The 23,913-nt window shown below is 71.5% G+C and carries 21 protein-coding genes and 1 pseudogene; 8 read left to right on the top strand and 14 right to left on the bottom strand.

The window, feature by feature from the left end:
* Positions 1 to 119: 119 nt before the first annotated feature.
* The 8 genes from ACFYW3_RS10785 to ACFYW3_RS10820 all read right to left on the bottom strand — a co-directional run bounded on the left by ACFYW3_RS10785 (position 120) and on the right by ACFYW3_RS10820 (position 9,998).
* The gene (locus ACFYW3_RS10785; RefSeq protein WP_389386088.1) at positions 120 to 2,738 is read right to left on the bottom strand and encodes a SpoIIE family protein phosphatase; all 2,619 of its coding nucleotides are present in this window, start codon (positions 2,736 to 2,738) and stop codon (positions 120 to 122) included.
* Positions 2,739 to 2,887: 149 nt separating this feature from the next.
* Positions 2,888 to 3,316 (bottom strand): ATP-binding protein, encoded by a 429-nt coding sequence (locus ACFYW3_RS10790; RefSeq protein WP_351756234.1) that lies wholly within the window; start codon positions 3,314 to 3,316, stop codon positions 2,888 to 2,890.
* A 163-nt stretch (positions 3,317 to 3,479) separates the two neighbouring features.
* Entirely contained in the window at positions 3,480 to 3,968 is a 489-nt protein-coding gene (locus tag ACFYW3_RS10795) for a (deoxy)nucleoside triphosphate pyrophosphohydrolase (RefSeq protein ID WP_389386089.1), read from the bottom strand.
* 37 nt (positions 3,969 to 4,005) lie between these two features.
* Positions 4,006 to 4,200: an SPOR domain-containing protein gene (locus ACFYW3_RS10800; RefSeq protein WP_351756239.1), complete on the bottom strand. Its 195-nt coding sequence runs from the start codon at positions 4,198 to 4,200 to the stop codon at positions 4,006 to 4,008.
* A 160-nt stretch (positions 4,201 to 4,360) separates the two neighbouring features.
* Positions 4,361 to 6,052, bottom strand: a complete 1,692-nt coding sequence (locus ACFYW3_RS10805) for a purine-cytosine permease family protein (protein ID WP_389386090.1) — start codon at positions 6,050 to 6,052, stop codon at positions 4,361 to 4,363.
* A 191-nt stretch (positions 6,053 to 6,243) separates the two neighbouring features.
* Positions 6,244 to 6,996 (bottom strand): GntR family transcriptional regulator, encoded by a 753-nt coding sequence (locus ACFYW3_RS10810; RefSeq protein ID WP_329442706.1) that lies wholly within the window; start codon positions 6,994 to 6,996, stop codon positions 6,244 to 6,246.
* Between the two features lie 137 nt (positions 6,997 to 7,133).
* Positions 7,134 to 8,285: a DUF4190 domain-containing protein gene (locus ACFYW3_RS10815; protein ID WP_389386091.1), complete on the bottom strand. Its 1,152-nt coding sequence runs from the start codon at positions 8,283 to 8,285 to the stop codon at positions 7,134 to 7,136.
* A gap of 144 nt (positions 8,286 to 8,429) precedes the next feature.
* Positions 8,430 to 9,998, bottom strand: a complete 1,569-nt coding sequence (locus tag ACFYW3_RS10820) for a S8 family serine peptidase (RefSeq protein WP_389386092.1) — start codon at positions 9,996 to 9,998, stop codon at positions 8,430 to 8,432.
* Positions 9,999 to 10,335: 337 nt separating this feature from the next.
* On the opposite strand from ACFYW3_RS10820, the gene ACFYW3_RS10825 reads away from it, so the two are divergent.
* Together ACFYW3_RS10825 and ACFYW3_RS10830 are read left to right on the top strand one after the other, a co-directional pair.
* On the top strand, positions 10,336 to 11,544 hold the full coding sequence (locus tag ACFYW3_RS10825) for a threonine synthase (protein ID WP_389386093.1): 1,209 nt from the start codon (positions 10,336 to 10,338) through the stop codon (positions 11,542 to 11,544).
* The gene (locus ACFYW3_RS10830; protein ID WP_389386094.1) at positions 11,541 to 12,368 is read left to right on the top strand and encodes an isocitrate lyase/phosphoenolpyruvate mutase family protein; all 828 of its coding nucleotides are present in this window, start codon (positions 11,541 to 11,543) and stop codon (positions 12,366 to 12,368) included. Before ACFYW3_RS10825 ends, ACFYW3_RS10830 begins: the two co-directional genes overlap by 4 nt.
* Before the next feature lie 51 nt (positions 12,369 to 12,419).
* Here the strand turns inward: ACFYW3_RS10830 and ACFYW3_RS10835 are convergent, their stop codons facing one another.
* From ACFYW3_RS10835 to ACFYW3_RS10845, 3 genes are all read right to left on the bottom strand, one after another.
* Entirely contained in the window at positions 12,420 to 13,220 is an 801-nt protein-coding gene (locus ACFYW3_RS10835) for a trypsin-like peptidase domain-containing protein (RefSeq protein WP_351756253.1), read from the bottom strand.
* The gene (locus ACFYW3_RS10840) at positions 13,217 to 14,329 is read right to left on the bottom strand and encodes an alpha/beta hydrolase (RefSeq protein ID WP_389386095.1); all 1,113 of its coding nucleotides are present in this window, start codon (positions 14,327 to 14,329) and stop codon (positions 13,217 to 13,219) included. The genes ACFYW3_RS10835 and ACFYW3_RS10840 overlap by 4 nt, the downstream gene beginning before the upstream one ends.
* A 214-nt stretch (positions 14,330 to 14,543) precedes the next feature.
* Entirely contained in the window at positions 14,544 to 15,581 is a 1,038-nt protein-coding gene (locus tag ACFYW3_RS10845; RefSeq protein WP_351756257.1) for an alpha/beta hydrolase-fold protein, read from the bottom strand.
* Between the two features lie 342 nt (positions 15,582 to 15,923).
* Here ACFYW3_RS10845 and ACFYW3_RS10850 point away from each other — a divergent pair.
* Positions 15,924 to 16,055 (top strand): annotated as a pseudogene (locus ACFYW3_RS10850) (type II toxin-antitoxin system RelE/ParE family toxin); the annotation flags it as partial.
* A 134-nt stretch (positions 16,056 to 16,189) separates the two neighbouring features.
* Here the strand turns inward: ACFYW3_RS10850 and ychF are convergent.
* The gene (gene ychF, locus ACFYW3_RS10855; RefSeq protein ID WP_266949602.1) at positions 16,190 to 17,278 is read right to left on the bottom strand and encodes a redox-regulated ATPase YchF; all 1,089 of its coding nucleotides are present in this window, start codon (positions 17,276 to 17,278) and stop codon (positions 16,190 to 16,192) included.
* Between the two features lie 243 nt (positions 17,279 to 17,521).
* Between ychF and ACFYW3_RS10860 the strand changes: the two genes are divergently transcribed.
* Positions 17,522 to 17,911: a DUF6542 domain-containing protein gene (locus ACFYW3_RS10860; RefSeq protein WP_351756293.1), complete on the top strand. Its 390-nt coding sequence runs from the start codon at positions 17,522 to 17,524 to the stop codon at positions 17,909 to 17,911.
* 112 nt (positions 17,912 to 18,023) lie between these two features.
* On the opposite strand, the gene ppgK is transcribed toward ACFYW3_RS10860, so the two are convergent.
* Both ppgK and ACFYW3_RS10870 read right to left on the bottom strand, forming a co-directional pair.
* Entirely contained in the window at positions 18,024 to 18,770 is a 747-nt protein-coding gene (ppgK, locus tag ACFYW3_RS10865; protein WP_351756268.1) for a polyphosphate--glucose phosphotransferase, read from the bottom strand.
* Positions 18,771 to 18,803: 33 nt separating this feature from the next.
* Positions 18,804 to 19,928, bottom strand: a complete 1,125-nt coding sequence (locus tag ACFYW3_RS10870) for a 4-hydroxy-3-methylbut-2-enyl diphosphate reductase (protein WP_389386096.1) — start codon at positions 19,926 to 19,928, stop codon at positions 18,804 to 18,806.
* Positions 19,929 to 20,014: 86 nt separating this feature from the next.
* Here ACFYW3_RS10870 and ACFYW3_RS10875 point away from each other — a divergent pair, with 86 nt between their 5' ends.
* From ACFYW3_RS10875 to ACFYW3_RS10890, 4 genes are all read left to right on the top strand, one after another.
* A complete protein-coding gene (locus tag ACFYW3_RS10875) occupies positions 20,015 to 21,418 on the top strand; it encodes an APC family permease (RefSeq protein WP_389386097.1) in 1,404 nt (467 codons plus the stop codon).
* A 9-nt stretch (positions 21,419 to 21,427) separates the two neighbouring features.
* A complete protein-coding gene (gene xseA, locus ACFYW3_RS10880; RefSeq protein WP_389386098.1) occupies positions 21,428 to 22,729 on the top strand; it encodes an exodeoxyribonuclease VII large subunit in 1,302 nt (433 codons plus the stop codon).
* Between the two features lie 66 nt (positions 22,730 to 22,795).
* Positions 22,796 to 23,035 carry an exodeoxyribonuclease VII small subunit gene (locus tag ACFYW3_RS10885; RefSeq protein WP_389386099.1) on the top strand — a complete coding sequence of 80 codons (240 nt, stop codon included), beginning with the start codon at positions 22,796 to 22,798 and terminating at the stop codon, positions 23,033 to 23,035.
* Between the two features lie 117 nt (positions 23,036 to 23,152).
* Positions 23,153 to 23,743, top strand: coding sequence for a malonic semialdehyde reductase (locus ACFYW3_RS10890; protein WP_351756279.1), 591 nt, complete (start codon positions 23,153 to 23,155; stop codon positions 23,741 to 23,743).
* Positions 23,744 to 23,913: the final 170 nt, after the last annotated feature.

A 23,913-nucleotide genomic window follows, 5' to 3' on the forward strand; every position in this document is an offset into this window, starting at 1 on the left:
CCAGGGCGGGCTGGACGGGCCTGGGCGGGACCGGACGGGGCCGGGCCGCCTGGCCGGGGCCGCCGAGCCGCCCCGGGCCGCCCCGAGACGGGCCGGGCGGCCCCGGGGCCGGCGCGGGGTCAGCCGTACATGCCCAGCAGCTGTTCCGCGGACAGTTCCGTCGGCCCGCCGCTTCCGCCGCCCGGCAGGGGCAGCTCGAACCACACCGTCTTGCCCCGGTGGGTGCGTCGGGTGCCCCAGCCGGCCGACAGCAGGCCGACCAGTTGCAGACCGCGACCGCCCTCGTCGGTGTCCCGGGCGCGACGGCGGCGCGGCTGGGCGAGGTTGGCGTCCCACACCTCGCAGACCAGGGTGCGGTCCAGCAGCAGCCGCAGCCGGATCTCCCCCTCCCCGTACCGCAGGGCGTTCGTGACGAGTTCGCTCACGAGGAGTTCCGTGGTGTCCAGGAGCCCTTCCAGCCCCCAGGCGGGCAGCTTGGCCCGCGCGAGTTCCCGTGCGCGGCCCACCGAGCGGGCCTCCCTCGGGAGCTGCCAGTCACCGACCGCGTCCACGGGCAGTCCCTGGACCCGGGCCATCAACAGCGCGATGTCGTCCTCCCCGTGCCGGGTGTGCAGCGTGTTGAGCACGTGGTCGCAGACCTCCTCCAGGGGCCGTGACGGGTCCGCGACGGCCTCCCGCAGGCCGCGCAGGCCCTCCTCCAGCGGATGGTCCCGGGACTCGACCAGTCCGTCCGTGTAGAGGGCCAGCATCGCCCCCTCGGGGAGTTCGATCTCCACCTCCTCGAAGGGTTCCCCGCCGACGCCCAGGGGCATCCCCGGGGGGATCTCCAGCAGCAGCCCGGGGCGCGGCGGCGCGCCTTCCTCGGCCGGTTCCACCAGCACCGGCGGCATGTGGCCGGCGTTGGCGATGGTGCAGCGCCGCGTGACCGGGTCGTAGACGGCGTAGACGCAGGTGGCCAGGTACACCTCCGAGCGGTCCGCGTCCCGCGAGTGCAGGGCGGCCCGGGAGGCCTGTTGGGATCCGCCGGGCGCCCCCAGTCCCCGCGCGACCTCGTCCAGGGCGCTGAGCACCTCGGCCGGTTCGAGGTCCAGGAGTGCCAGGGTCCTTACGGCGGTGCGCAGTTCGCCCATGGCCACGGCGGCCCGCAGCCCCCGGCCCATGACGTCGCCGACGACCAGCGCCGTGCGGTGGCCGGGCAGTTCGATGACGTCGAACCAGTCGCCCCCGACCTCGGTGGCCGCGTTGCCGGGCAGGTAGCGACAGGCGATGTCCAGGCCGGCCGCCTCCGGGTCGCCGGGGGGCAGCAGGCTGCGTTGCAGCATCAGCGCCCGTTCGTGCTCACGCCGGTAGAGCCGTGCGTTGTCGATGCACACGGCGGCTCGCGCGGTCAGTTCCACGGCCACGGCCCGGTCCCGTTCGCCGAACGGTTCGCTGCCCTTGGTACGGGAGAACTGGGCGAGGCCGACCACCGTGTCGTGGGCGACCAGCGGCACGACCAGTGTGGACTGCACCAGGTCGTCGGAGCCGCCGCCCTCGATGAGGCGCGTGCGCGCCGTCCTCAGGGCCAGTGCCCCGGGTGAGGCCGCCGGATAGCGGTGGATCTCCCCCACGGCGACCGACGCGCCCGACCCCGACCCCAGGGCGTCGGACACGGCAGAGGCGAACGCCACCCGGCGCAGCGGCGCCGACGGCGCCCGTCCGGTCCCCTGCCCGGGCAGGGAGGGCACCCCCGGGCCCTGCGGCCGGGCGGGGCGGTCGTCGTCGCCGAGCAGCAGCCCCTGGTAGAGGTCGACGGAGGCGAGGTCGCAGAAGCCGGGGACGGTGACGTCGAGGAGTTCCCGGGCGGTGGTCTCCAGGTCCAGGGAGTTCCCGATGCGGTGTCCGGCCTCGTTGAGCAGGGCCAGGTTGCGCCGTACGCCGGCGGCCTCGCGGGCGGCGAGGTGCCTGCGGGTGACGTCGATGCCGATGCCGGCGACACCGACGGGGCGGCCGGTGCCGCCGTGGACGCGGTAGAGGTTGATGGCCCAGTGGCGGTTGTCCCGGCTGCGCGGGGTGGCTCCGGTGATCCGCAGGTCGGTGACGGATTCGCCGGTCTCCAGCACGCGCCGCAGGGCGTCGGACATCCGGTCCGCCTCATGGGCCGGGAGGTAGTCGTGGACCGTCCGGCCGCGGTGTTCCTCGACGGCTCCGCCGAAGACGGTCGCGAAGCGGCGGTTGGCGCGCTGCACGGTGAGGTCGGTACCGAAGAGCAGGAAGCCGAAAGGAGATTGACCGAATATCGCCTGCGAGGCCGCCAGATCGGATTCGATGCGTCGCAGCGCGCGTACGTCGACGACGACGCACAGCGCGGCCCGCTCGGCGGTCTCGGTCCGCGTGGGCATCACGTAGATCTCGGCTACGCCGTGCGCGCCGTCGCCGTCGGGGATGCGGAAGGGGATGAGGCCCGTCCATTCCTCGCCGTCGAGGATCTCGGCGACCTTGCGGTGTCCCCCGGCGCGCAGCTCGGGCGGCATGAAGGCGTCGACCGGGTCGCGGCCCACCGCCTGCGCGGGTGTCAGCCCGAACAGTTCCTCGGCGCGCAGGCTCCACTGATCGATGAGCCCGTCCGGGCCGATCGAGAAGGACGCGACCTTTATGTAGTCATATATCGAGCCAGGCGGGCTGCTGTGCCACAGGGCGTCGTGCCACGTCGCCCCGGACACTCGGGCCTGATGTGCCTGCGCAGGTATCTCGCTCACGCGACCGTCCCCTCCAGCTCACCGCAACCGGACCGGCCATGACCGAAGTATTCAGCACCACGGCCCCGGCCCGCATGGCGTTCACGATCACAAAAAGGTCCCGACTGTTTCGAGCCACCTCCGGTGATCGCCGGCCACCCTTCCCCTTGTTACTCACCAGGAAGTGCCAACTCGAACCACACAGTCTTGCCCGACTTCCCGTGCCGGGTCCCCCAACGCTGTGCCGAGACGGACACCAGGTGCAGCCCGCGCCCCCCTTCGTCGTCCGGCGTGGCGACGCGTTCCCGGGGCGGATCCGGAAGCGGATCGGAAACCTCCACGAGAAGTGCCGGACTCGCGGGCGCGTCCTCGGCGGCCGAATCGCGTCGTTCCAGCCGTACCCCGATGGGGCCGGAGGCGTAGCGCAGGGAATTGGTGACCAGTTCGCTGACCAGCAGGACGGTCACGTCGCCGAGGGAGTCCAGGCCCCAGGCGCGGAGCTTGCCGCGCACGGCGTGACGGGCGGTGCGCACACTGCCGGGCTCGGCGGGAAAGGCCCACTCGGCGCATTCACCGTCTGTGTCGATCACGCCGATCACTTCCCGGGCCGCGGCGACCCCAGTCGGATTCAGCAGGGACGATAGGGGGATGAGATGAAGATGGGATGGTGATTAATAGCGACATACCCGATATTCGGGGGGTCGTACCACTCCTTCCCCACGCGTCGGCCCGCCGTGGCGCATACGGCCTACGGCACAAGCCTCACGGACCGGGGACCGGGTCGCCCGGTGAGCCGTCCGCGCGTGCGCCCGTCCGTCCCGGCGTCGGCCCGCGCCCCGGTGCGGGCGTCGGGTCCGGGGTCGAGCGGAGCCGGCGTCCGATCTCCTCGACCGCCGGGCGGTCCTGGTCGAGCCAGTCCACGGAGTCCAGCTCGTCCGGCCGGAGCCAGCGCAGTTCGTCGTGGTCCTCCAGCGGGGCCGGCTCCCCGGACAGCAGTCCGGCGGTCCACACGTGCAGGACCAGGTCGGGGCGCAACGGCCACTCCCCCGGGACCCGCTCCAGGGCCTCGGTCTCCACGCCGAGCTCCTCGCGCAGTTCGCGCACCAGGGCCTCGGGGACGGACTCGCCCGGCTCGGCCTTGCCGCCCGGGAGCTCCCACCGGCCGGCCAGCTCGGGCGGCGCGCTGCGGCGGGCGGCCAGCAGGCGCCCGTCACGACAAAGGGCTCCGCCCACGACCACTCGTACAGTCATGGACGGAGCCTATGCCAGTGCGTCGACGGCCCGACGCTCAGTTCCTCGTCGCGGCCTGGCTGCCCTGAGCCACCCGCTCGACCCAGTAGAGCTGCTTGTGTTCTCGGTCGTCGAGGCTGTCGATGACCTTCTGGGCCTCGGCCCGGGTGGGGTACCGGCCCACCCGGTAGCGGTTGCCGTTGTCGTCCTGACGTATGACCAGCCATGGGAGCAGGGCACCGCTGTCGTTCATCGCGTTTCACCCTCCGCCGATGTACCTGCCCGGGAAACCGCATTGCGCATATGCCCGAGCTTACGCCCGACCTTTACTGAGCGGATACGGTTTTTCACGAAGAGGTACCTCGCGGGCGTACGCATCCGGCCATGCGTACGGGTGCGCCGTGCGAACCGGCTCAGACCCGGCGCACGACCGGCATCGGAAGCACCACCGCACCCCCGGCCGCGCCCTCCTTCGCGCCCTTGCGGCAGGCGTCGCCGCAGGTCGCGTCGAGGGAGCAGCAGAGCGAGCAGATCGGCCCGGATTGGACGGGACAATCGGCGATGTCGGGGAGTTCGTACGCCGTCTCACAGACGGAGCAGATGTGCGTGGCGGTGACGTCCGGGACCTCGATCCCGGGGCCGTTCACCCCGTTCGGCCTGGCCAGGTAGTACTTCCCCTTGGTCGCCCAGGCGATCAACGGGCAGAGCACGAGGGAGAGTCCGGCGGCGATGAAGGTCGAGAAGGCCTCGGGGTAGGTCCCGAAGAGTCCGAAGAACGCCAGGATCGAGACGGTCGAGGCGATCACCATCGCGCCGAAACCCGCCGGGTTGACGGCGTACAGATAGGCGCGCTTGAACTCGATGTAGGGCGGGCTGAGTCCGAGTCGCCTGTTGATGACGAGGTCGGCCGCGACGGCGACGATCCAGGCGATGCCGACGTTGGAGTAGAAGCCCAGCAGCTTGCCGAGCACGGAGAACATGTTCAGCTCCATCAGCGTCAGCGCGATGCCGAGGTTGAGGAAGATGTACCAGACCCGGCCCGGGTGGCGGTGGGTGACTCGGGAGAAGAAGTTCGACCAGGACAGCGAACCGCTGTAGGCGTTGGTGACGTTGATCTTGACCTGGGAGACGATCACGAAGAGCGCGGCGGCAGGCAGGGCGAAGCCGCCGAGCCAGGGCCGAAGGGCCTCGATCTGCGGGGCGATCGGTTCCAGGGCGTGGGTCGTGCCGACCGCTTCGAGCGCCACGAAGGCGAGGAACGCGCCGCCGAGTTGTTTGGCCGCGCCGATGATCACCCAGCCGGGTCCGGCCGCGAGTACGGCGAGGTTCCACCGGCGGCTGTTGGCCGGGGTCTTGGCGGGCATGAACCGCAGGTAGTCGGCCTGCTCCCCGATCTGCGCGATGAGCGAGAGGGCGATGCCCGTCCCGAAGCCGAAGCCGATCCAGGAGAAGCCGGAGCCGGCGCCCTCGGTGCCGCCGAAGTCGGCGAAGGCGCCCCAGGAGTCGGGGGCGTGGAAGGCGAGTACGAGGAAGGGCAGCACGAGCCCGATCAACCAGACGGGCTGGGTCCAGGCCTGGACCTTGGCGAGGGCGCCCATGCCCTTGAAGACGATCGGGATCACGATGAGCGTGGTGATCAGGTACCCGACCTGGAGCGGCAGACCGACGGCCTGGTGCAGGGCCTGGGCCATGATCGAGCCTTCGAGGGCGAAGAAGATGAAGGTGAAGGAGGCGTAGATGAGCGAGGTGAGGGTGGATCCGAAGTACCCGAAGCCGGCGCCGCGCGTCACCAGGTCCATGTCCAGGCCGTACGTGGCGCAGGCGCGGGCGATCGGGATGCCGGTGAGGAAGATGACGGTGGCGGCGGCCAGGATCGCGGCGAGTCCGCTGGTGAATCCGTAGGCGAAGACGATGGAGGCGCCGATGGCGAAGTCGGCGAGGTACGCGATCCCGCCGAGCGCCGTGCCGGCGACGGCGGCGGGGCTCCAGCGGCGGAACGAGTGGGGGGCGTAGCGGAGGGAGTAGTCCTCGCGGCTCTCGTCGGCGGCGAGTTCGGCGTGGCTCCGACGGGGCGGCGACTGCGGGGGCGCGGCGGTCTCGGTCATACCGCCGGACGGTAGGGCCAGGATGTGACCCCCCGTCACACGGCGGCGTTGCCCGGGGGTTACGCCCCGGGCCGTCAGGTCACCGCCCGGTTAACGGTCCGGTACGGGCTGTCCGCCTTCCGGTGCGACCTCCGTGCCGCCCGGCGGACGGCATCGGGCGCCGCCCCCGGACCGACCGCCGAACCGGCCGGTCACCGCACCGGCAGGTGGTAGGCCAGGCGGTAGCGGTCCGCCGGAACCACGACGTCGGCGGTCTCGACGGCCAGCCCGGAGGCGAAGTAGGTGCGGCTCACCACCAGCACCACATGGCCGGGCACCCCGCCCAGGGAGAGGATCTCCTCCGCGAGACCGGGCCGCGCCCCGACCTCCTCGACCACGTTGTCCACGACGACGTCGATCGCGGCCATCCTGTCCACCACCCCGGACCCGCCCAACGGGCCCTCCTCGGGCAGCATCACGGGCGTCCGACCGGTCACGGCCAGCGGTTCCCAGGAGGTCGACAGCATCATCGCCTCCCCCGCGTCACGGAAGACGTACCTGGTGCGCATGACCCGGTCCCCCGGCTCGATGCCCAGCCGCGCCGCGATGTCGGCCGTGGCCTCCGTCTGCTCGCTGCCGGACTCCCAGGTGCCGCGGGCGCCCGACTCCGCCTGCTCCTGCCGGAAGGGCGTGGAGGCGCCCCCCGTGCGGTAGCCGGAGCGGGCGACCCGCCGCGGTACGGGCTGTTCGCGGACGTACGTACCGGACCCGGACCGGCCCTCGACGAGCCCCTCCGCCATGAGGACCTTGCGCGCCTCCAGCGCCACGGTGTCGGAGACCCCGTACTCCTCGCGGATCCGGGCTTGCGAGGGGAGCCGGGCGTGCGGGGGCAGGGACCCATCGACGATCTTTTGTCGCAGATCCCCGGCGACGCGCAGATAGGCCGGCTGCTCACCGAAAGTCACTGGCCACTCCCATCAGGTTGACAGACAGCTACACCCTGGCAACCGACGGTTGTGCACCGCAAGCAAGGGCCAGAGTTTCACTCGAAGTGATGAAGCCAGGTCACTCAAACCCGTTACCGCGCGTTACGCAGAAGCCCTCAGGTCAACTCCCTCGACGAACCCCGCGAATCCTCGGCCCCCGGGTCCGACAACCACTCCGGAACGCGCGTCGAAAGCCCGTACGCCCCGCGCAGTTTCTTCTCCGTGTCGACATCGAGCGACCGCATCGCCCGGTCCCAGGCCTCGTCGAACTCGGCCGGCTTCGTCGCCCTCGCCGCGCGCTGCCACTCCTTGCGCGCCGCCTCGACCTCCACCAGTTGCGCGCCCGCCGCGGCGCCGATCCCGGGGCGCCCCGAGACCCGCCGCAACAGCGCGGACTGCGCGGCGAGCGCCGTGTCGATCTCCCGGGCCCAGGTGCGGCTCTCGGACAGCGCCTCCTCGGGGCCGCTCTCCGGTTGGCGCGCGAAGGCCTTGTCGACCCCGTTCATCACCCGCAGGAACTCCGCCTGCTCCGGTGTCAGCATCCCGGCATCCTCGCGCAGGCTGCCCCGGTGTTCCTCACTCGACGTGCCGATGACGCACAGCAGACGCCGGTCGCCCTCGCGCCACAGCGCCCGCGTGGGGGCGAAGTAGTACATCTCCGCATAGGCGGGCAGCGCCCACGTGTCCATCGCGTAGGCGTCCTGCGCCTCCCAGCAGATGTCCGTCGCGGTGGACTCCAACCCGTCGTCGCCCGGGAAGGGGCCGTCGTCCAGGAGGGTCGAGGAGGTCACCTCGGCGTGGTGCACCTGCGTGCAGTCGACCGCGTGGACGAAGGGCGACTGCTTCAGGAGGTCGCCGCCCGGAACGTTGAAGCAGTCTCCCGGCGCCATGTCGTCGATGGCGGTCCGGGAGCCCTCCGCGTCGTCGCGCGCGACCACCGACGAGGCGACGTGCCGGGAGAAGGAGTCCGCGTACTGCTGCGTGACGTACGCCGCGACCACGGTCATCACCACGGAGACGACCAGGCCCACGACGGCCAGCGCCCTGCCGCGCTCCCGCTTCCGCGCGATCTGTACCAGCGCCACGACGCCGAACACGATGCCCAGCGGCGGCAGGCAGAGCAGGCCGACCAGCAGCGAGGCGAGGGCGAAGCCGTTCAGCGCCGGCGGCCCCTGGGGCGGGGGCGGACCCCACAGGGCCTGCGAGGAGGGCGGGGCCCACGGATTGGCCGGACCGGTGGGAGGGGTCGGCGGGGGCGGGTAGGTCACGAGGCGTGGTGCTCCATCACAAGGGCGCGAACGAATGCGCGAATAGTACGCAGCGGGGGCGACCGCCCTGTGGTCGCCCCCGCGGTTCATCGCCCGGCCGTACGGGTCTCCCCGCACGGCCTGCCCCTCCTCAGGGGCACCCGGTCAGAACTGCAGCGCCCAGGAGTCGATCTTTCCGGTGTCCGCGCCCGCGAGGTCCGCGACGCGGAGCTTCCAGACGCCGTTGGCGACCTCGGAGGAGGCGTTCACGGTGAAGGTCTGGACGATGTTGTCCGCGCTGCCGCCGGTGCGGTTGCGCAGGTTGTAGACCGTGCCGTCGGGGGCGACCAAATCGACCTTCAGGTCACCGACGTAGGTGTGCTTGATGTCCACCGGCACGCTGAGGGTGGCCGGGGCGTTGCCGGAGATCCCGCTGACCGTGATCGGCGACTCGACGGTGGAGTTGTCGTTGATCGCGTAGTCGGTCAGGTTCTCGAAGCGGGTGCCCGGGTTCGGCGGGGTGGTGGAGTTCCCCACGTTCAGCAGGCGGTTCGGGGAACCGGCGCCGGCGCCGGTGACCACGTTCGGGGTGGCGGCGGCCACCAGGCCGGCCGAGACCTGCGCCGGGGTGCTCGTCGGGTTCTGCGACAGGTACAGGGCCGCGGCGCCCGCCACGTGCGGTGAGGCCATCGAGGTGCCGGAGATGGTGTTCGTGGCGGTGTCCCCGGTGCCCCACGAGGAGGTGATCGAGGAGCCCGGCGCGAAGAGGTCGAGGATGGAACCGTAGTTGGAGTAGCTCGCCTTCGCGTCGGTGTTGGTGGTGGCGCCGACCGTGATCGCCTCGGCGACGCGCGCCGGGGACTTGGTGCTCGCGTCGGTGGACTCGTTGCCCGCCGCGACGGCATAGGTGATGCCTGCCGCGATCGAGTTGCGGACGGCGGTGTCGAGGGCGGAGTCGGCGCCGCCGCCGAGCGACATGTTGGCCACGGCCGGCTTGACGGCGTTGCGGGTCACCCAGTCGATGCCGGCGACGACCTGGGCCGTGGTGCCCGAGCCCTGGTTGTTGAGGACGCGAACGCCGACGATCTTGGCCTTCTTGGCCACCCCGTACGCCGTGCCGCCGACGGTGCCGGCGACGTGGGTGCCGTGGCCGTGGCCGTCCTGGGCGGTGTTGTCGTTGTCGATGGCGTCGTAGCCGTAGGAGGCGCGGGTGCCGAAGTCGGTGTGCGAGATCCGGACGCCGGTGTCGATGATGTACGCCGTGACGCCCTCACCGGCCTTGTCCGGGTACGTGTAGCTGTTGTCGAGCGGGAGCGCGCGCTGGTCGATGCGGTCCAGGCCCCACGACGGCGGGTTGGGCTGGGTGGCGTCGACGGTGAAGGTGCGGTTCTGCACGACGGACCTGACCGCCGGGTCGGCGGCGAGCTTCCTGGCCTGCGCCTCGGAGACCTCGACGGAGTAGCCGTTGAGGGCGGCGCTGTAGGTCCGGTCGATCCTGGCCCCGTACCGCTTGGCGACGGCCTTCCCGCTGTCCGCGGTGGAGCGGGCGGCCGAGTCGTTCAAGGTCACGATGTAGCTGCCGGGGACGGCGCCCGCGACGCCGGCGTTCTCGATGACGCCCTGCGGGCCGTCCGCCGCCGAGGCGGGTAACGCGGCGGCGGCGAGCACGAGGGCCACGGCGGCGGTGGCGCTGATGCCGGCGATCTGCCGGCGGGTGTGACGCATCACGGACATGTGAGGGGTCCTCCTCATAGGTGGTGCGCTGCGGGGGGTGCGGTGCGTGGGTGCGGTGGTGCGTGGGTGCGATGCGGTGGGTGTGGCGGGGTGGGTGCGGTGGTGCGGTGGTGCGGTGGTGCGGTGGTGCGATGCGGTGGGTGTGGCGCGGTGGGTGTGGGTGCGGCGGGGCGCGTGGAAACAGGACGCGGAAAGTCATGGCCATGACAAGCCATTGGGTCCAACGGGTCGTCGCCACCGAAAGGTTGACCCACCCTCTCGCCATCCCACAAGAGGACAACGGACGCGTAACATCCGTGCCATACAACGGCCATGAAAGAGCAAAGGCGTTCCGCACATGACCCACGCACTGCCCGGTTACGTCTGCCCCGAGGACGACACCCGTGCCGACGTCCGTACGGCGCCGTGGTGCTGCCCGGTGTGCGCCGGACCCTGGGACCTCGACTTCACACCCGATCCGGCCGGCCCGCTGGAACCGTCGGCCGGACCCAACTCGCTGTGGCGCTACGGCGCCGCGCTCCCCCTGCCGGGGGCGTTCTCCGTATCGCTCGCGGAGGGCAACACTCCGCTCGTTCCGCTCGTGGAGCGGATTCACGCCAAGCTCGACTTCCTGATGCCCACGTTGTCCTTCAAGGACCGGGGCGCGGTCATGCTCGTGGAACTGGCCCGGCGACTGGGGCCGGAGCGGGTCGTCGCCGACAGCAGCGGCAACGCCGGAACGTCCGTCGCGGCCTACTGCGCCCGGGCCGGCCTGAGTTGTGAAGTTTTCGTGCCGGAGGGCACCTCGGAGAAGAAGACCGCGCAGATGCGGGCGCACGGGGCGACGGTCCGGGTGGTGCCGGGCGGCCGCGAGGCCACCGCCGCGGCCGCCCGGGCGGTGGCGGACGAGCCGGGGGTCTTCTACGCGAGCCACGTCTTCAACCCGTACTTCCTCCAGGGGACGAAGACGTACGCGTACGAGGTGTGGGAGGAGCTGGGCGGGCGGCTGCCGGAGGCCCTGGTGGTCCCCGTGGGCAACGGCACCCTGCTGCTCGGGGCGGCGCTGGCGGCGGAGGAACTGGCCCGGCGCGGGGTGCGGCCGCCCGCGCTCATCGCGGTGCAGGCGCGGGAGGTGTCCCCGCTGGCGGCGGCCTTCCACGCGGGCGCCGAGGAAGCCGCCCCGGTGCCGCAACGGCCCACCCTGGCCGAGGGGATCGCCATCCCGGCGCCGCCCCGTGCCCGGCAGATCCTCGCGGCGGTCCGCAAGTCCGGCGGGACCTTCGTGACGGTGTCGGAGGACCGGCTGCGGGCGGCCCAGCGAGACCTGGCGGCGCGGGGCCTGTTCGTCGAGCCGACGGCGGCGGCCTGCTGGGCGGCGGTCGCGCCGGGCGCCCCCTCGGACCCGCTCCAGGGCCGTACGGCGGTCGTCCCCTTGTGCGGGGCGGGCGCCAAGACGGGCGGCCCCCTGAGCGCGGCCGTTGCGCGTCACGATGCCCGGCACCTTCCGGGCATCGTGACGGAAATTCGCCGGCCACCGATCACCCCGGCTGCTGGACTGGCCCCATGACCGACACCCTCGATCCCGCCCGCCTGGCCGCCCGCGCCACCGCCTTCGCCGGCCTGCACACCCCCGCTTCCCCGCTCGCCCTGGCCAACGCCTGGGACGTGGCCAGTGCCCGGCTCGTCGAGGCGGCCGGCGGGGCCGCCGTCGCCACCACCAGCGCCGGGGTCGCCTGGTCCCTCGGCGCGCCCGACGGGGACGCCCTGGCCCGGGACCGCGCCCTGGACCTCGTCGCACGGGTGGCCGCAGCCGTGTCGGTGCCCGTCACCGCGGACATCGAGGGCGGCTTCGGCGCAGACCCCGCCGGGGTGGCGGAGACCGTCGCCGGGGTACTGGCCGCCGGCGCGGTCGGGATCAACATCGAGGACGGCGACCGTGCGCCCGCCGATCACGCGGAGCGGCTGGCCGCGGCCCGCGCCGCCGCCGACGCGGCGGGGGTCCCGCTCTACGTCAACGCCCGCGTGGACACGTACCTCTTCGGTCTCGGGGAGCCGGGCGGCCGGCTCGACGAGACCCTGAGGCGCGCCGCCGCGTACCTGGAGGCCGGCGCCACCGGAATCTTCGTCCCCGGTGTCACCGATCCCGCCACCGTCGCCGAGCTCGCCAAGGGCATCGACGCCCCGCTCAACATCCTCGTCGGCCCGGACGCCCCCTCGGTTGCGGAACTCGGCGCCCTCGGCGTCGCCCGGGTCAGCCTCGGCTCCCGGGTGGCCGAGGCGGCGTACGCCGTCGTCCGCCGGGCCACCGAGGAGATGCTCCGGGAGGGCACGTACACCTCCCTCGCCGGATCCCTCCCCTACGGCGAGTTGAACGCCCTGCTCGAGGACTGAGCGCCGGGCCCCGGCGGGGGCCCGGGGCCCGGGTTCGGGGCCGGGGAGGGGTCAGCCGCGCGCGGCGCTCTCGTACAGCGCCTTGGCTCGCTCGTCGTACAGCGCCGCCGTGGAGTCCATGTCCGTGTCCCCGCCGCTCAGCACCCCGATCAACCGGCCGGGCTGCCCGACCCCGCCCCGGTCGGCGATCCAGGGACTGCCGCTCGTCCCCGTCCAGAAGCCCGCGCAGGCGATGTACAGCATGTCGGGGTCGTCCTCGTCGTGCCGGGTCTGCGTGGTGCAGGAGACGGGCTGGTTCCGCGGGTTGTGCCCGGACTCCGGATAGCCGACGACGGTGACGTCCCGTTCGTACCCGGAGGTCCAGTCGGCCGTCGGGGCCTCGCTGCGGCCGACCCGGTCCTGGAGGCTGCGCCCGTTCTCGTCCGGCTCGACGGTGAGGAAGGCGAAGTCGACGGTGTCGTCGCCCCACTTCCTCCAGCGGTCGTCCACGTGGACCGAGCGGACCTTCCACACGCCGAGCGGCGGATGGCCGTCGTCCTCGCCGGAGAAGGCGGGTGCGAAGGCGAGGGCTCCGATGGCGAGGCCGTCGTGCGCGACCTGGCCGGGCACCCCGTCCTCGCCGGCGGGGACCACGCAGTGCGCGGCGGTGGCGACGACGTTCCCCTCGGGGCTGTCGACGACGCTCGCCGTGCACCAGTGCTCCCCGTTGGCCGTGAGCACCCCGACGGTGGGAAAGGGGTGCACCGGCGGCTCCTCGAACGGCTTGAGGAAACCGAGGGCGAACAGCGCGGCGCACACCGCGGCGATCCCGGCGGCCGCGGCCGCGGACACGCCCTTCGCCCTCGTGCTCATTTCGGCTCGGGCACGCCCACGCTGGTCGGGGTCGGCGCGGCCATCACCTTGCTGATCCACGCGAGGGAGCCCTCCTTCATGCCGCGTACATACGACTTTCCGTTGTGCTCACCATCCTGGATCACCTGGAGCCGGGTGTGCACGGGGCCCTTCCCATAGTTCTGCATGAACTTCTCGGCGATGGCGCGGCCGCTCTCCTTGGTGCCGATCTGGAAGCTGATGTAGACGTCCGGGCCACTCTCCTTGATCAGCTTCGCGGCCAGCTCCTCCGGGTTGTTCGCGTCCATGGCCTGCTTGTTCCCCTTCCACAGCGGGGAATCCGGGACCGTGTCCACTCCGCTCGCGATGACCGCCTTGAAGCGGTCGGGGTACTTCAGGACGTGCTTGAGCCCACCGAAGCCGCCGGAGGAGGAGCCCATGAAGGCCCAGCCGTCGCGGGAGTCGAAGGTGCGGAAATTGGCCCGCGCGAAATCGGGGATGTCATCGACCATCCAGGTACCCATCTTCGGCTGGCCGGGGATGTCCGAGCCGTCGAAGTGGTGCTTGGTGTCCGCGTTGATCACCGGCATGACGAGGATGAAGGGCAGGCTCGTACCGGCCTTCACCCCGTCGCTCACGGCCTGCTGGAGACCCAGGCCGGGGCCGGTCCCCCAGTAGTTCTTGGGATAGCCGCGCCCGCCGGGGAGCGAGATCAGGACCGGGAAGGCGCTCTTGGCGTACCGCGGGTCGTTGTATTCCTTCGGCGTCCACACCCACACGTCGCCCTTGAAGCCCGACTTCGCGCCGGTGAGGGTGGTCTGGGCGATCTGCGTACCGTCCGGCAACCGGGAACTGCGGACGAACGAGGCCTTGGGGCCGGTGGGCATGCGCACGCCCGGCGCGACGTCCCCGGTGGCCGCGGCCGGCTCGTGGGCCGCGCCGAAGGACACCGGGTCCCCTACGTCCGAGAAGGCGCCGAACGCGTAGGCCGCCGCGCCACCCCCCGCGAGGGCCACGGCGAGGGCCCCGCCGATCAGGGCCAGGCGCCTCCTGGGACGGCGTCGGCCTTCGGTCGCGAGCTGCCGTTCATCGGTCGAACGGTCGGCGTCACGTTGTTGTTCTTGCAGCACGGCTTCTTTTCCCGTTCCTTCTCCTGCGCTCACATCGAGCGCGGGGCGGACTGACAGGTCCCCCCTTGCACACCTGTCAGAGTTGTGAACGACGTGATGGGTTGCCTGGGAGCGGGGCGACGTGGCGCGCGCCACCCGGACCGGCGCGCGGGCCGCTCACGCACGGGCGTGGGGGCGGGGGCGTCGGGACACGGGCGGTGGCGGTCGGGACGGGTCACCCGGCTTCGGGCTTCGGCCCCTTCAACACGTTGCTGATCCATTCCAGCGAGCCTTCCTTCATGCCGCGCACGTAGTGCCAGCCGTTGTGCTCGCCGTTCTGGATGTCACGGATGGTGACCTTGACGGGGCCCTTGCCGTACTCCCGCTGGAACCGGAGCATCCGGTCCTTGCCCGTCTCCTTCGTCCCGACCTGGAAGTTGATGTAGACCTCCGGGCCGTTGGCGTCGATCAGCTTCTTGGCGAGCTTCTCGGGATCATTCTCGTCCATCTCCGCCTGGTGCCCCTTCCAGAGCGGGGAGTCGGGAACGATCTCGCCACCACTGGCGATCACGGCTTTGAACCTGTCCGGGTGCTGGAGGACCTGCTTCATCCCGACGAACGCACCGGAGGAGGAGCCCATGAAGGCCCAGCCGTCGCGGGATTCGTACGTACGGAAATTGGCGCGGGCGAAGTCCGGTATGTCCTCGGCGAGCCACGTGCCCATCTTGGGGCGCCCCGGGATGTCCGCGCCGTCATAATAGTACTTGTTGTCCGGGTTGAGCACGGGCATGACAAGGATGAACGGCAGGCTGGTGCCGGCCCGGACACCCTCACTGACGGCCTTCTGCAGGCCCAGGCTGCGGTCGGCCCAGTAGTTCGCCGGGAAGCCGTTGCCCCCGGGGAGCGCGATGAGCACCGGGAAGGCGCTCTTCTCGTACTTCTTCTCGCCGTACTCCTTCGGCGTCCACACCCAGACGTCCCCCTCGAAGCCGGACTTGGCGCCGGCGAGGCGGGTCTTGGCGATGATCGTGCCGTCGTCGAGCTTGGCGGTCTGCTTGAAGTCGGACTTCGGCCCGACGGGCAGCGACACGTCCGGATCACCGGTCGGCCGCGCCGGGGCCGCCGGGGAACCGCCCGGCTTCGGGTCGTCGGACCCCACCGCCGCCGGGACGTCCTTGCCGAAGCTCACGCTCTCCCCGTTGCCGGAGAACCACTCGTTCTTCCAGGCGGCGAACCCGCCGGCGCCGAACAGCACCGCGAGGACCAGGGGCACGCTGACCCACAGGGCGCGCCGGGAACGCCGCGGCCCGCGCGCCCGCTCGACCCCCCGGCCGGACTCGACGCGCCGATCGGCGTCGGGATCGCCGTAGGGCGGCGGCGGAAACGAGGCCGGCCGATCCCCCTCGGACGGCCGATACGAACGATCCGGATCGTACGGCTGCTCATCAGGCCGCGGGCGCTGCGGGTACTGGTGCACGAACTTCGCTCCGAACGGTCATGACTGCCCCGGCGGGACAGAACGGCTGGGCATCCCTTTAGTCCTGATGTACGAAATCTGCGGGGAGTTCCACACCGGACGAGAACATGACCCGAATCTCACCGCGGAACCACGGAGCAAGCCGCCGGGGGGCGGGAACGACGCCGTCTTCGCGTCCGCGACTACCGCGGCGTCTACACGATCGACAACGGCGAGCCGGCGATCCGGGGCGTTCACGTGGGACACCGGTCCACCGATTACGAGACCTGATCACTCGCTGACTCCACGCCAGGACATCCAGCACCCATCCGGCACGGTGACGACGAAGGGGCCGGACTCGACAGAGTCCGACCCCTTCTGACCTGCGCATTTGATGAATTCACCTCACGTGCAACACGAGACGGCTACACGTTGAAGCGGAACTCCACCACGTCGCCGTCCTGCATGACGTAGTCCTTGCCTTCCATGCGGGCCTTGCCCTTGGCGCGGGCCTCGGCCACCGAGCCGCAGTCGACCAGGTCGGCGAAGGAGATGATCTCCGCCTTGATGAAGCCGCGCTGGAAGTCGGTGTGGATGACGCCGGCGGCCTCGGGGGCGGTGGCGCCCTTCTTGATGGTCCAGGCGCGGGTTTCCTTCGGGCCGGCCGTCAGGTAGGTCTGCAGGCCCAGGGTGGTGAAGCCGACGCGGCCCAGCGTGGCCATGCCCGGCTCTTCCTGGCCGACCGACTGGAGGAGTTCGAGGGCTTCCTCGTCGTCGAGCTCGATCAGCTCGGCCTCCAGCTTGGCGTTCAGGAAGATCGCCTCGGCGGGGGCGACCAGGGCGCTCTGCTCGGCCTTGAAGGCGTCGTCCGTCAGCTCGTCCTCGTCGACATTGAAGACGTAGAGGAAGGGCTTGACGGTGAGCAGGTGCAGTTCGTGGAGGAGGTCGCCCTGCTCCGTGCCCTTGCTGATGCCCTGCGAGAAGAGGGTGTGGCCCTCTTCGAGGATCTTCTGCGCCTTCTCGACCGCGGCCAGGACCGCGACCTTCTCCTTCTGGAGGCGGGACTCCTTCGTCAGGCGCGGCACCGCCTTCTCGATGGACTGGAGGTCGGCGAGGATCAGCTCGGTGTTGATCGTCTCGATGTCGTCCTTGGGCGAGACCTTGCCGTCTACGTGGACGACGTTCTCGTCCTTGAAGGCGCGGATGACCTGGCAGATCGCGTCCGACTCGCGGATGTTCGCGAGGAACTTGTTGCCCAGGCCCTCACCCTCGGAGGCACCGCGGACGATGCCCGCGATGTCGACGAAGTCGACGGTCGCCGGGAGAACCTTCTGCGATCCGAAGATGCCCGCGAGGACGGCCAGCCGCTGGTCCGGGACACCGACGACGCCGACGTTCGGCTCGATGGTGGCGAACGGGTAGTTGGCCGCCAGCACGTCGTTCTTGGTCAGGGCGTTGAACAGGGTCGACTTGCCGACATTCGGCAGGCCGACGATTCCGATCGTGAGCGACACGTTGGCGACTTCCCGTAGCTGGAGGGGGCGGCGGCCCGGGGATGGGCCGTCGGACAGTTTACTTTCCGATGAGTGGCGCTCGTTGTACGCGTGTCCGGGCCCTCGGATGGGGGCCTCCCCGCCTAGTTTGGTGGGGTGGAGCACTACAGGGCGCGTTCAGTACGTCACCCGCGGGAGCAGGTCCCGAGGCAGCAGACCCCGGGGGCGGCTCGCCCGCCGAAGCCGGCCCCTGCCCGGCGACGGCTGCCCCGGCCTCGGCTGACCGGCCTCGGTGGCGGGCTCTTCGCGTGCGTGTCGATGGCGGTGGTCGCGGGGATCGTCTGGCTGCTGTTCGACGCGTCCCTGTTCGCGTACGGGCTGCTCTTCCTGCCCGTGTCCGCCACGACCGCGCTCTGGGTGCGCCCCGCCGACCTGATCACCGCCCCCATCAGCGCCCCGATCGCCTTCGCGGTCGGGGTCTGGCCCGTCTCCGGGGGTTCCGGGGGCTTCGGCGGGCAGCTGATGGGGATCGTCTCGGCGTTGTCCCTGCACGCCGGCTGGCTGTACGCGGGAACGGTCGTCGCGGCGCTGATCGCGCTGGTGCGCAAGGCCGTGCTGATCGGGAAGCGCCGCATGCCCCGCCGAGTGGTCTGAGCCCACCCCGCCCGTGGCCTGACGGCTGCCCCCGACCCCGCCTCCAGGCCTGGGCCGTCTCTTCCGGATCTTGCCTGACCCGCGCCGCCCGGCAAGATCCGAAAGAGACGGCCTAGGCCGACGCGCCTCGGGCGGCCATCGCCGCTCCGACGATGCCCGCGTTGTTCTGGAGCTTCGCCGGCACGATCTCCGCGCGGATCCCCTCGATCAGCGGCAGGAACTTCTCCGGCTTGCGGCTGACGCCGCCCCCGAGGATGAAGAGTTCCGGGGAGAAGAGCATCTCCACGTGCTCCAAGTACTTCTGGAGCCGGTGCGCCCAGCGCTCCCAGGTGAGGTCGTGGTCCTCCTTGGCCTTGACCGACGCGCGCTTCTCCGCGTCGTGGCCGTGCAGCTCCAGGTGTCCCAGTTCGGTGTTGGGGACGAGTCGGCCGTCCGTGAAGAGCGCGCTGCCGATGCCGGTGCCCAGGGTGAGCAGGATGACGGTGCCGGAGACCCCCTTGCCGGCGCCGTACGTCATCTCCGCGACCCCGGCCGCGTCGGCGTCGTTCAGGACGGTCACCGGGAGGCCGTCAAGGCGCTCCGACAGCAGGGCCGCGGTGTCGACCCCGATCCAGGCCTTGTCCATGTTGGCGGCCGTACGGGTGACCCCGCCGGTGACGACACCCGGGAAGGTGACGCCCACCGGGCCGTTCCAGTCGAAGTGGCGGACCACGTCGACGACACGGTCGGCCACCCCGTCGGGGGTGGCCGGCTGTGGTGTCAGTTCCTTGTGGCGCTCTTGCGCCAACTCGCCGCGCTCCAGGTCCACGGGAGCGCCCTTGATACCGGATCCGCCGATGTCCACGCCGAAGATCTGCATGGGACCACCGTAGAGAAAACGGCGGCGAAGGGCCTACTTCTCGGTCGCGCCGGTCGCGCCGGTCACGCCGGTCGTTCCCGCCGCACCCGTCGCACCCGTCGTACCGGCCGCACCCGCCGCACCCGTCGCCCCGGCAGCGTCCGCCTCGGCGTCAGCCGCCCCGGCGACGAGTCCCGCCGCCTCGGCGCGCAGGTCGCGGCGGAGTTCCTTGGGCAGCGAGAAGACGATCGACTCCTCGGCCGTCTTGACGATCTCCACGTCGGCGTAGCCGCGCCGCGTCAGCCACTCCAGCACTTCCTCGACCAGGACCTCCGGCACCGAGGCGCCCGAGGTCAGGCCGACGGTGGTGACGCCCTCCAGCCAGGCCTCGTCGATCTCGCTGGCGAAGTCGACCAGGTGGGCGGCGCGCGCGCCGGCGTCCAGGGCCACCTCGACGAGGCGGATCGAGTTCGAGGAGTTCTTGGAGCCGACGACGATGACCAGGTCGGAGTCGGCGCCCATCACCTTGACCGCGGCCTGGCGGTTCGAGGTGGCGTAGCAGATGTCGTCGCTCGGCGGCGAGACCAGCAGCGGGAACTTGGTCTTCAGGGCGTCGACCGTCTCCATGGTCTCGTCGACGGAGAGGGTGGTCTGGGAGAGCCAGACGACCTTCGACTCGTCGCGGACCCGCACGTTGGCGACGTCGTCGGGGCCGTCCACGATGGTGATGTGGTCGGGGGCCTCGCCGGAGGTGCCGATGACCTCCTCGTGGCCCTCGTGGCCGATGAGGAGGATGTCGAAGTCGTCGTTGGCGTAGCGGATGGCTTCCTTGTGGACCTTGGTGACCAGCGGGCAGGTCGCGTCGATCGTGGCGAGCCGGCCGCGGGCCGCCTCCTCGTGGACCACGGGCGCCACGCCGTGCGCGGAGAACATCACGATGGAGCCCTCGGGGACCTCTTCCGTCCGCTCGACGAAGATGGCGCCCTTCTTCTCCAGCGTCTGGACGACGTACTTGTTGTGGACGATCTCGTGGCGTACGTAGACCGGCGCACCGTACTGCTCCAGGGCTTTCTCGACGGCGATCACGGCTCGGTCGACGCCCGCGCAGTATCCGCGCGGGGCGGCGAGCAGGACGCGGCGGGAAGCGGGAGCAGGGGAGGGAGCAGTCATACGCTCCATCGTACGGGGGTCTTCAGCAGGCCGGTCGTCGCCCGTTCGGCACAAACTGGGTCGAACCTCTGTCCTGCTTCTCCCCCGGAGGAACGATGGCGTCCGTGACGGATTCCGGTTCGGTGTCCGAGGCTCCCGCGACGTTGCGGCGCAGCCTCGGCTTTCGCGATCTGGTGGTCTACGGGCTGCTGTTCATCGCCCCCATGGCCCCGGTCGGGATCTTCGGCACCCTCGACGCCAAGTCGCACGGCGCGGTGGCCCTCGTCTACCTCTGCGCGACCGTCGCGATGGCGTTCACGGCGTTCTCGTACGCGCAGATGGTCCGGGTGGCCCCGCAGGCCGGTTCGGTCTTCACGTACGCCCGCAAGGGGCTCGGCGAGGGGCCGGGGCTGATCGCCGGGTGGATGGCGATGTTGGACTACCTGCTGATCCCCGCAGTGGCGTACCTGTTCTCGGGCATCGCGATGAACGCCCTGGTGCCGGAGGTGTCCCGGTGGGTGTGGACGGCGTTGGCGGTGGTGGTGACCACCCTGCTGAACCTGTGGGGCGTACGGGCGGCCGCGCGGGTGGGTTTCGCGGTGCTGGTCATGGAGATCGTGGTGCTGCTGGTGTTCCTGGTCGCGGCGGTGGTCGCGCTGGCGCAGGGCGGGGCCCGGCGAGGCTGGCTGTCGCCGTTGACGGGGGACGGTTCCCTGGCCTTCTCGACGGCGGCCGTGCTGGGGGCGGTGTCGGTGGCGGTGCTGTCGTACCTGGGCTTCGACGCGATCGCCTCCTTCGCGGAGGAGGTGACGGGCGGCAGTGCGAAGGTGGCGCGGGCGGTGCTGTTCTGTCTGGCGCTGACCGGGGTGTTGTTCATCGCGCAGACCTACCTGGCGGCGCTGCTGAGCCCGATGACGGCGGCGGAGCTGGCGGCCGATCCGGGTGCGCAGGGGCCGGCGTTCTACAACACGGTGGAGTCGGCGGTCGGGTCGTGGTTGCACGACCTGGTGGCGGTGAGCAAGGCGATCGGGGCGGCGTTCGCGGCATTGGCCGGGCAGGCGGCGGCGGGTCGGCTGTTGTTCGCCATGGCCCGGGAGCGGCGGCTCCCGCACGTCCTGTCGCGGACCTGGGACGGGACCCCGCGGGCGGCGCTGCTGGTGGCGGCGACGGTGACGTTGGTCGCGGCGGTGTGGGCGGCCCGGCGCGACGACGGGCTGGACCATCTGGTGTCGGTGGTGGACATCGGGGCGCTGGTGGCGTTCACGCTGCTGCACGCCTCGGTGGTGGGCTGGTTCGTGGTGCAGCGGCGCGAGGGGCCGCCGAACTGGTTCAAGCACCTGGTGATCCCGGTGCTGGGTGCGGCCGTCACCGTCGCGGTGATCGTCGAGGCCTCGTGGGCGGCGCAGCTGGTGGGTGCCGTGTGGCTGGTGGTGGGGTTGGGGGTGTGGGTGGCCCAGCGGGGCCGACGCGCCGGGGATCGGGTCGCCGGCCCCGGGGACGGTGTCGGTTCTGGCGGTTAGCCTGCGTGCATGGGTCTGAATACGTCGGCTGACGCGCCGCTGCCGGTCGGTCGGGTGTCCCGACTCATCGGCGGCTGGATCGACAAGCTCGGTCAGGTGTGGGTGGAGGGGCAGATCACCCAGTTGTCCCGGCGGCCGGGGGCGGGGGTGGTCTTCCTGACGCTGCGCGACCCGTCGCACGACATCTCGCTCAGCGTGACCTGCTTCCGCCAGGTGTACGACGAGGTCGCGGACGCGGTGACGGAGGGCGCGCGGGTCGTCGTCCTGGCCAAGCCGGAGTGGTACGCGCCGCGCGGGCAGTTGTCGCTGCGGGCCACGGAGATACGGCCCGTCGGCATCGGGGAGCTGCTGGCCCGCCTGGAGAAGCTCAAGCGGTCGTTGGCCTCCGAGGGCCTGTTCGCGGCGGACCGCAAGAAGCCGTTGCCCTTCCTGCCGCAGCTGATCGGGCTGGTGGTGGGGCGGGCCTCGGCGGCCGAGCGGGACGTGTTGGAGAACGCCCGACGCCGCTGGCCGGCGGTCCGTTTCGAGGTGCGCAACGTGGCCGTGCAGGGGGTGAACGCGGTGCCCCAGGTGATCGAGGCGGTCAAGGAGCTCGACGCGCTGCCGGAGGTCGACGTGATCATCGTGGCGCGCGGCGGGGGCAGCGTGGAGGACCTGCTGCCCTTCTCCGACGAGGAGGTCGTGCGGACGGTCGCGGCCGCCCGTACCCCGGTGGTCTCGGCGATCGGGCACGAGCCCGACTCCCCGCTGCTGGACCTGGTCGCGGACCTGCGGGCGTCCACGCCCACGGACGCGGCGAAGAAGGTGGTCCCGGACGTCGGGGAGGAGCTGGAGCGCGTGAGTCAGCTCCAGGCGCGCGGGCTGCGCGCGGTGCGCGGGCTGCTCGACCGGGAGGAGCGGGGCCTCGCCCACGCCCTGGCCCGGCCGGTGTTCGTGCACCCCCGGCGGATGGTGGAGACCCGGGAGGCCGAGGTGGAGGCGCTGCTGGCGCGCAGCCGGCGGACGCTGGGGCACCTGCTGGACCGGGCGGATTCCGAGCTGGCGCACACCCGGGCCCGGGTGGTGGCGCTGTCGCCGGCGGCGACCTTGGAGCGCGGGTACGCGGTGCTCCAGCGGGCCGACGGGCACGTGGTGCGTTCGCCGCGGGACATCGCGCCGGACGAGGTGCTGCGCGCGCGGGTGGCGGCGGGCGAGTTCCACGTACGGGTCGAGGCGGAACCGGCCCCGGACGGCGCGCCGGAAGGCGGGTCCGAGGTCGCGTCCGAGAGCCCGTCCGAGGGCGCGTCCGAGGGCGCGACCGACGCCGGATGAGCCCGGGGGACGTCGACACGTTCTGGCGACAATATCGTTGTACTACACATGTAAGGTGGCACGGGAATGGCTGAAACCGAGACGGCGCCGGGTTACGAGCAGGCCCGCGACGAGCTGATCGAGGTCGTCCGCAAGCTGGAGGCGGGTGGCACCTCCCTGGAGGACTCGCTGGCGCTCTGGGAGCGCGGCGAGGAGCTGGCGACGGTGTGCCGGCGCTGGCTGGAGGGGGCTCGGGCCCGGCTGGACTCGGCCCTGGCGGCCCGGGACGGGGAGGCCGAGGGCGTGGGGGACGGCCCCCGGGAGTGATCCCGGTCACCCCCGGAGGCATTTAGTTGAAAATTCACATACCTCGGGTCTACGGTGATGACATCGCGCCACACCTCCGTAAACGCGCCACTCCTCCGTAAAGAAGAAGGCTTTTCGATGTCTCTCGTTCTCGACGCCGCCGCTCAGGACCTGCTGTTCCGCGAGGCCCGCACCGCCAGCTCGTTCGCCGACGAGCCGGTGACCGAGGAGCAGGTCCAGGCGATCTACGACCTCGTGAAGTACGGCCCCACCGCGTTCAACCAGACCCCGCTGCGCATCACCCTCGTCCGCTCCCCCGAGGCCCGCGAGCGCCTCGTGAAGCACATGGCCGAGGGCAACCGGGCCAAGACCGCCGCCGCCCCGCTGGTCGCGATCCTGTCGGCGGACAACGAGTTCCACGAGGAACTCCCGCAGCTCTTCCCGCACTTCCCGCAGGCCAAGGACGCGTTCTTCTCCGAGCGCCCGGTCCGCGAGCAGTCCGCCCTGGTCAACGCCTCGCTGCAGGCCGGCTACTTCATCCTCGGCATCCGCGCCGCCGGCCTGGCCGCGGGCCCGATGACCGGCTTTGACTTCGCCGGTGTCCAGAAGGAGTTCCTGGACGCCGACCACACCCCGCTGATGGTCGTCAACATCGGCAAGCCGGGCGAGCCCGGCGCCTTCGGTCGCTCCCCGCGCCTGGGGTTCGACCAGGTCGCCACCACCGTCTGAGTCGAGACCCGGCCGCCGCGACTCGCGCGCGCCGAGTCGTGGGGGGGGGGGGGGGGGGCCCCCCCCCCCCCCGCGGGGGGGGGGGGGGGGGGGGGGGGGGGGGGGGGGGCTCTCAAAGGTGTCCCCGGGGGGGGCACGGGGGGCGCGGCCGGGCGACGCCGGGGAGGGTG

It is taken from the genome of Streptomyces sp. NPDC002602, assembly GCF_042889445.1.
GTDB lineage: Bacteria > Actinomycetota > Actinomycetes > Streptomycetales > Streptomycetaceae > Streptomyces.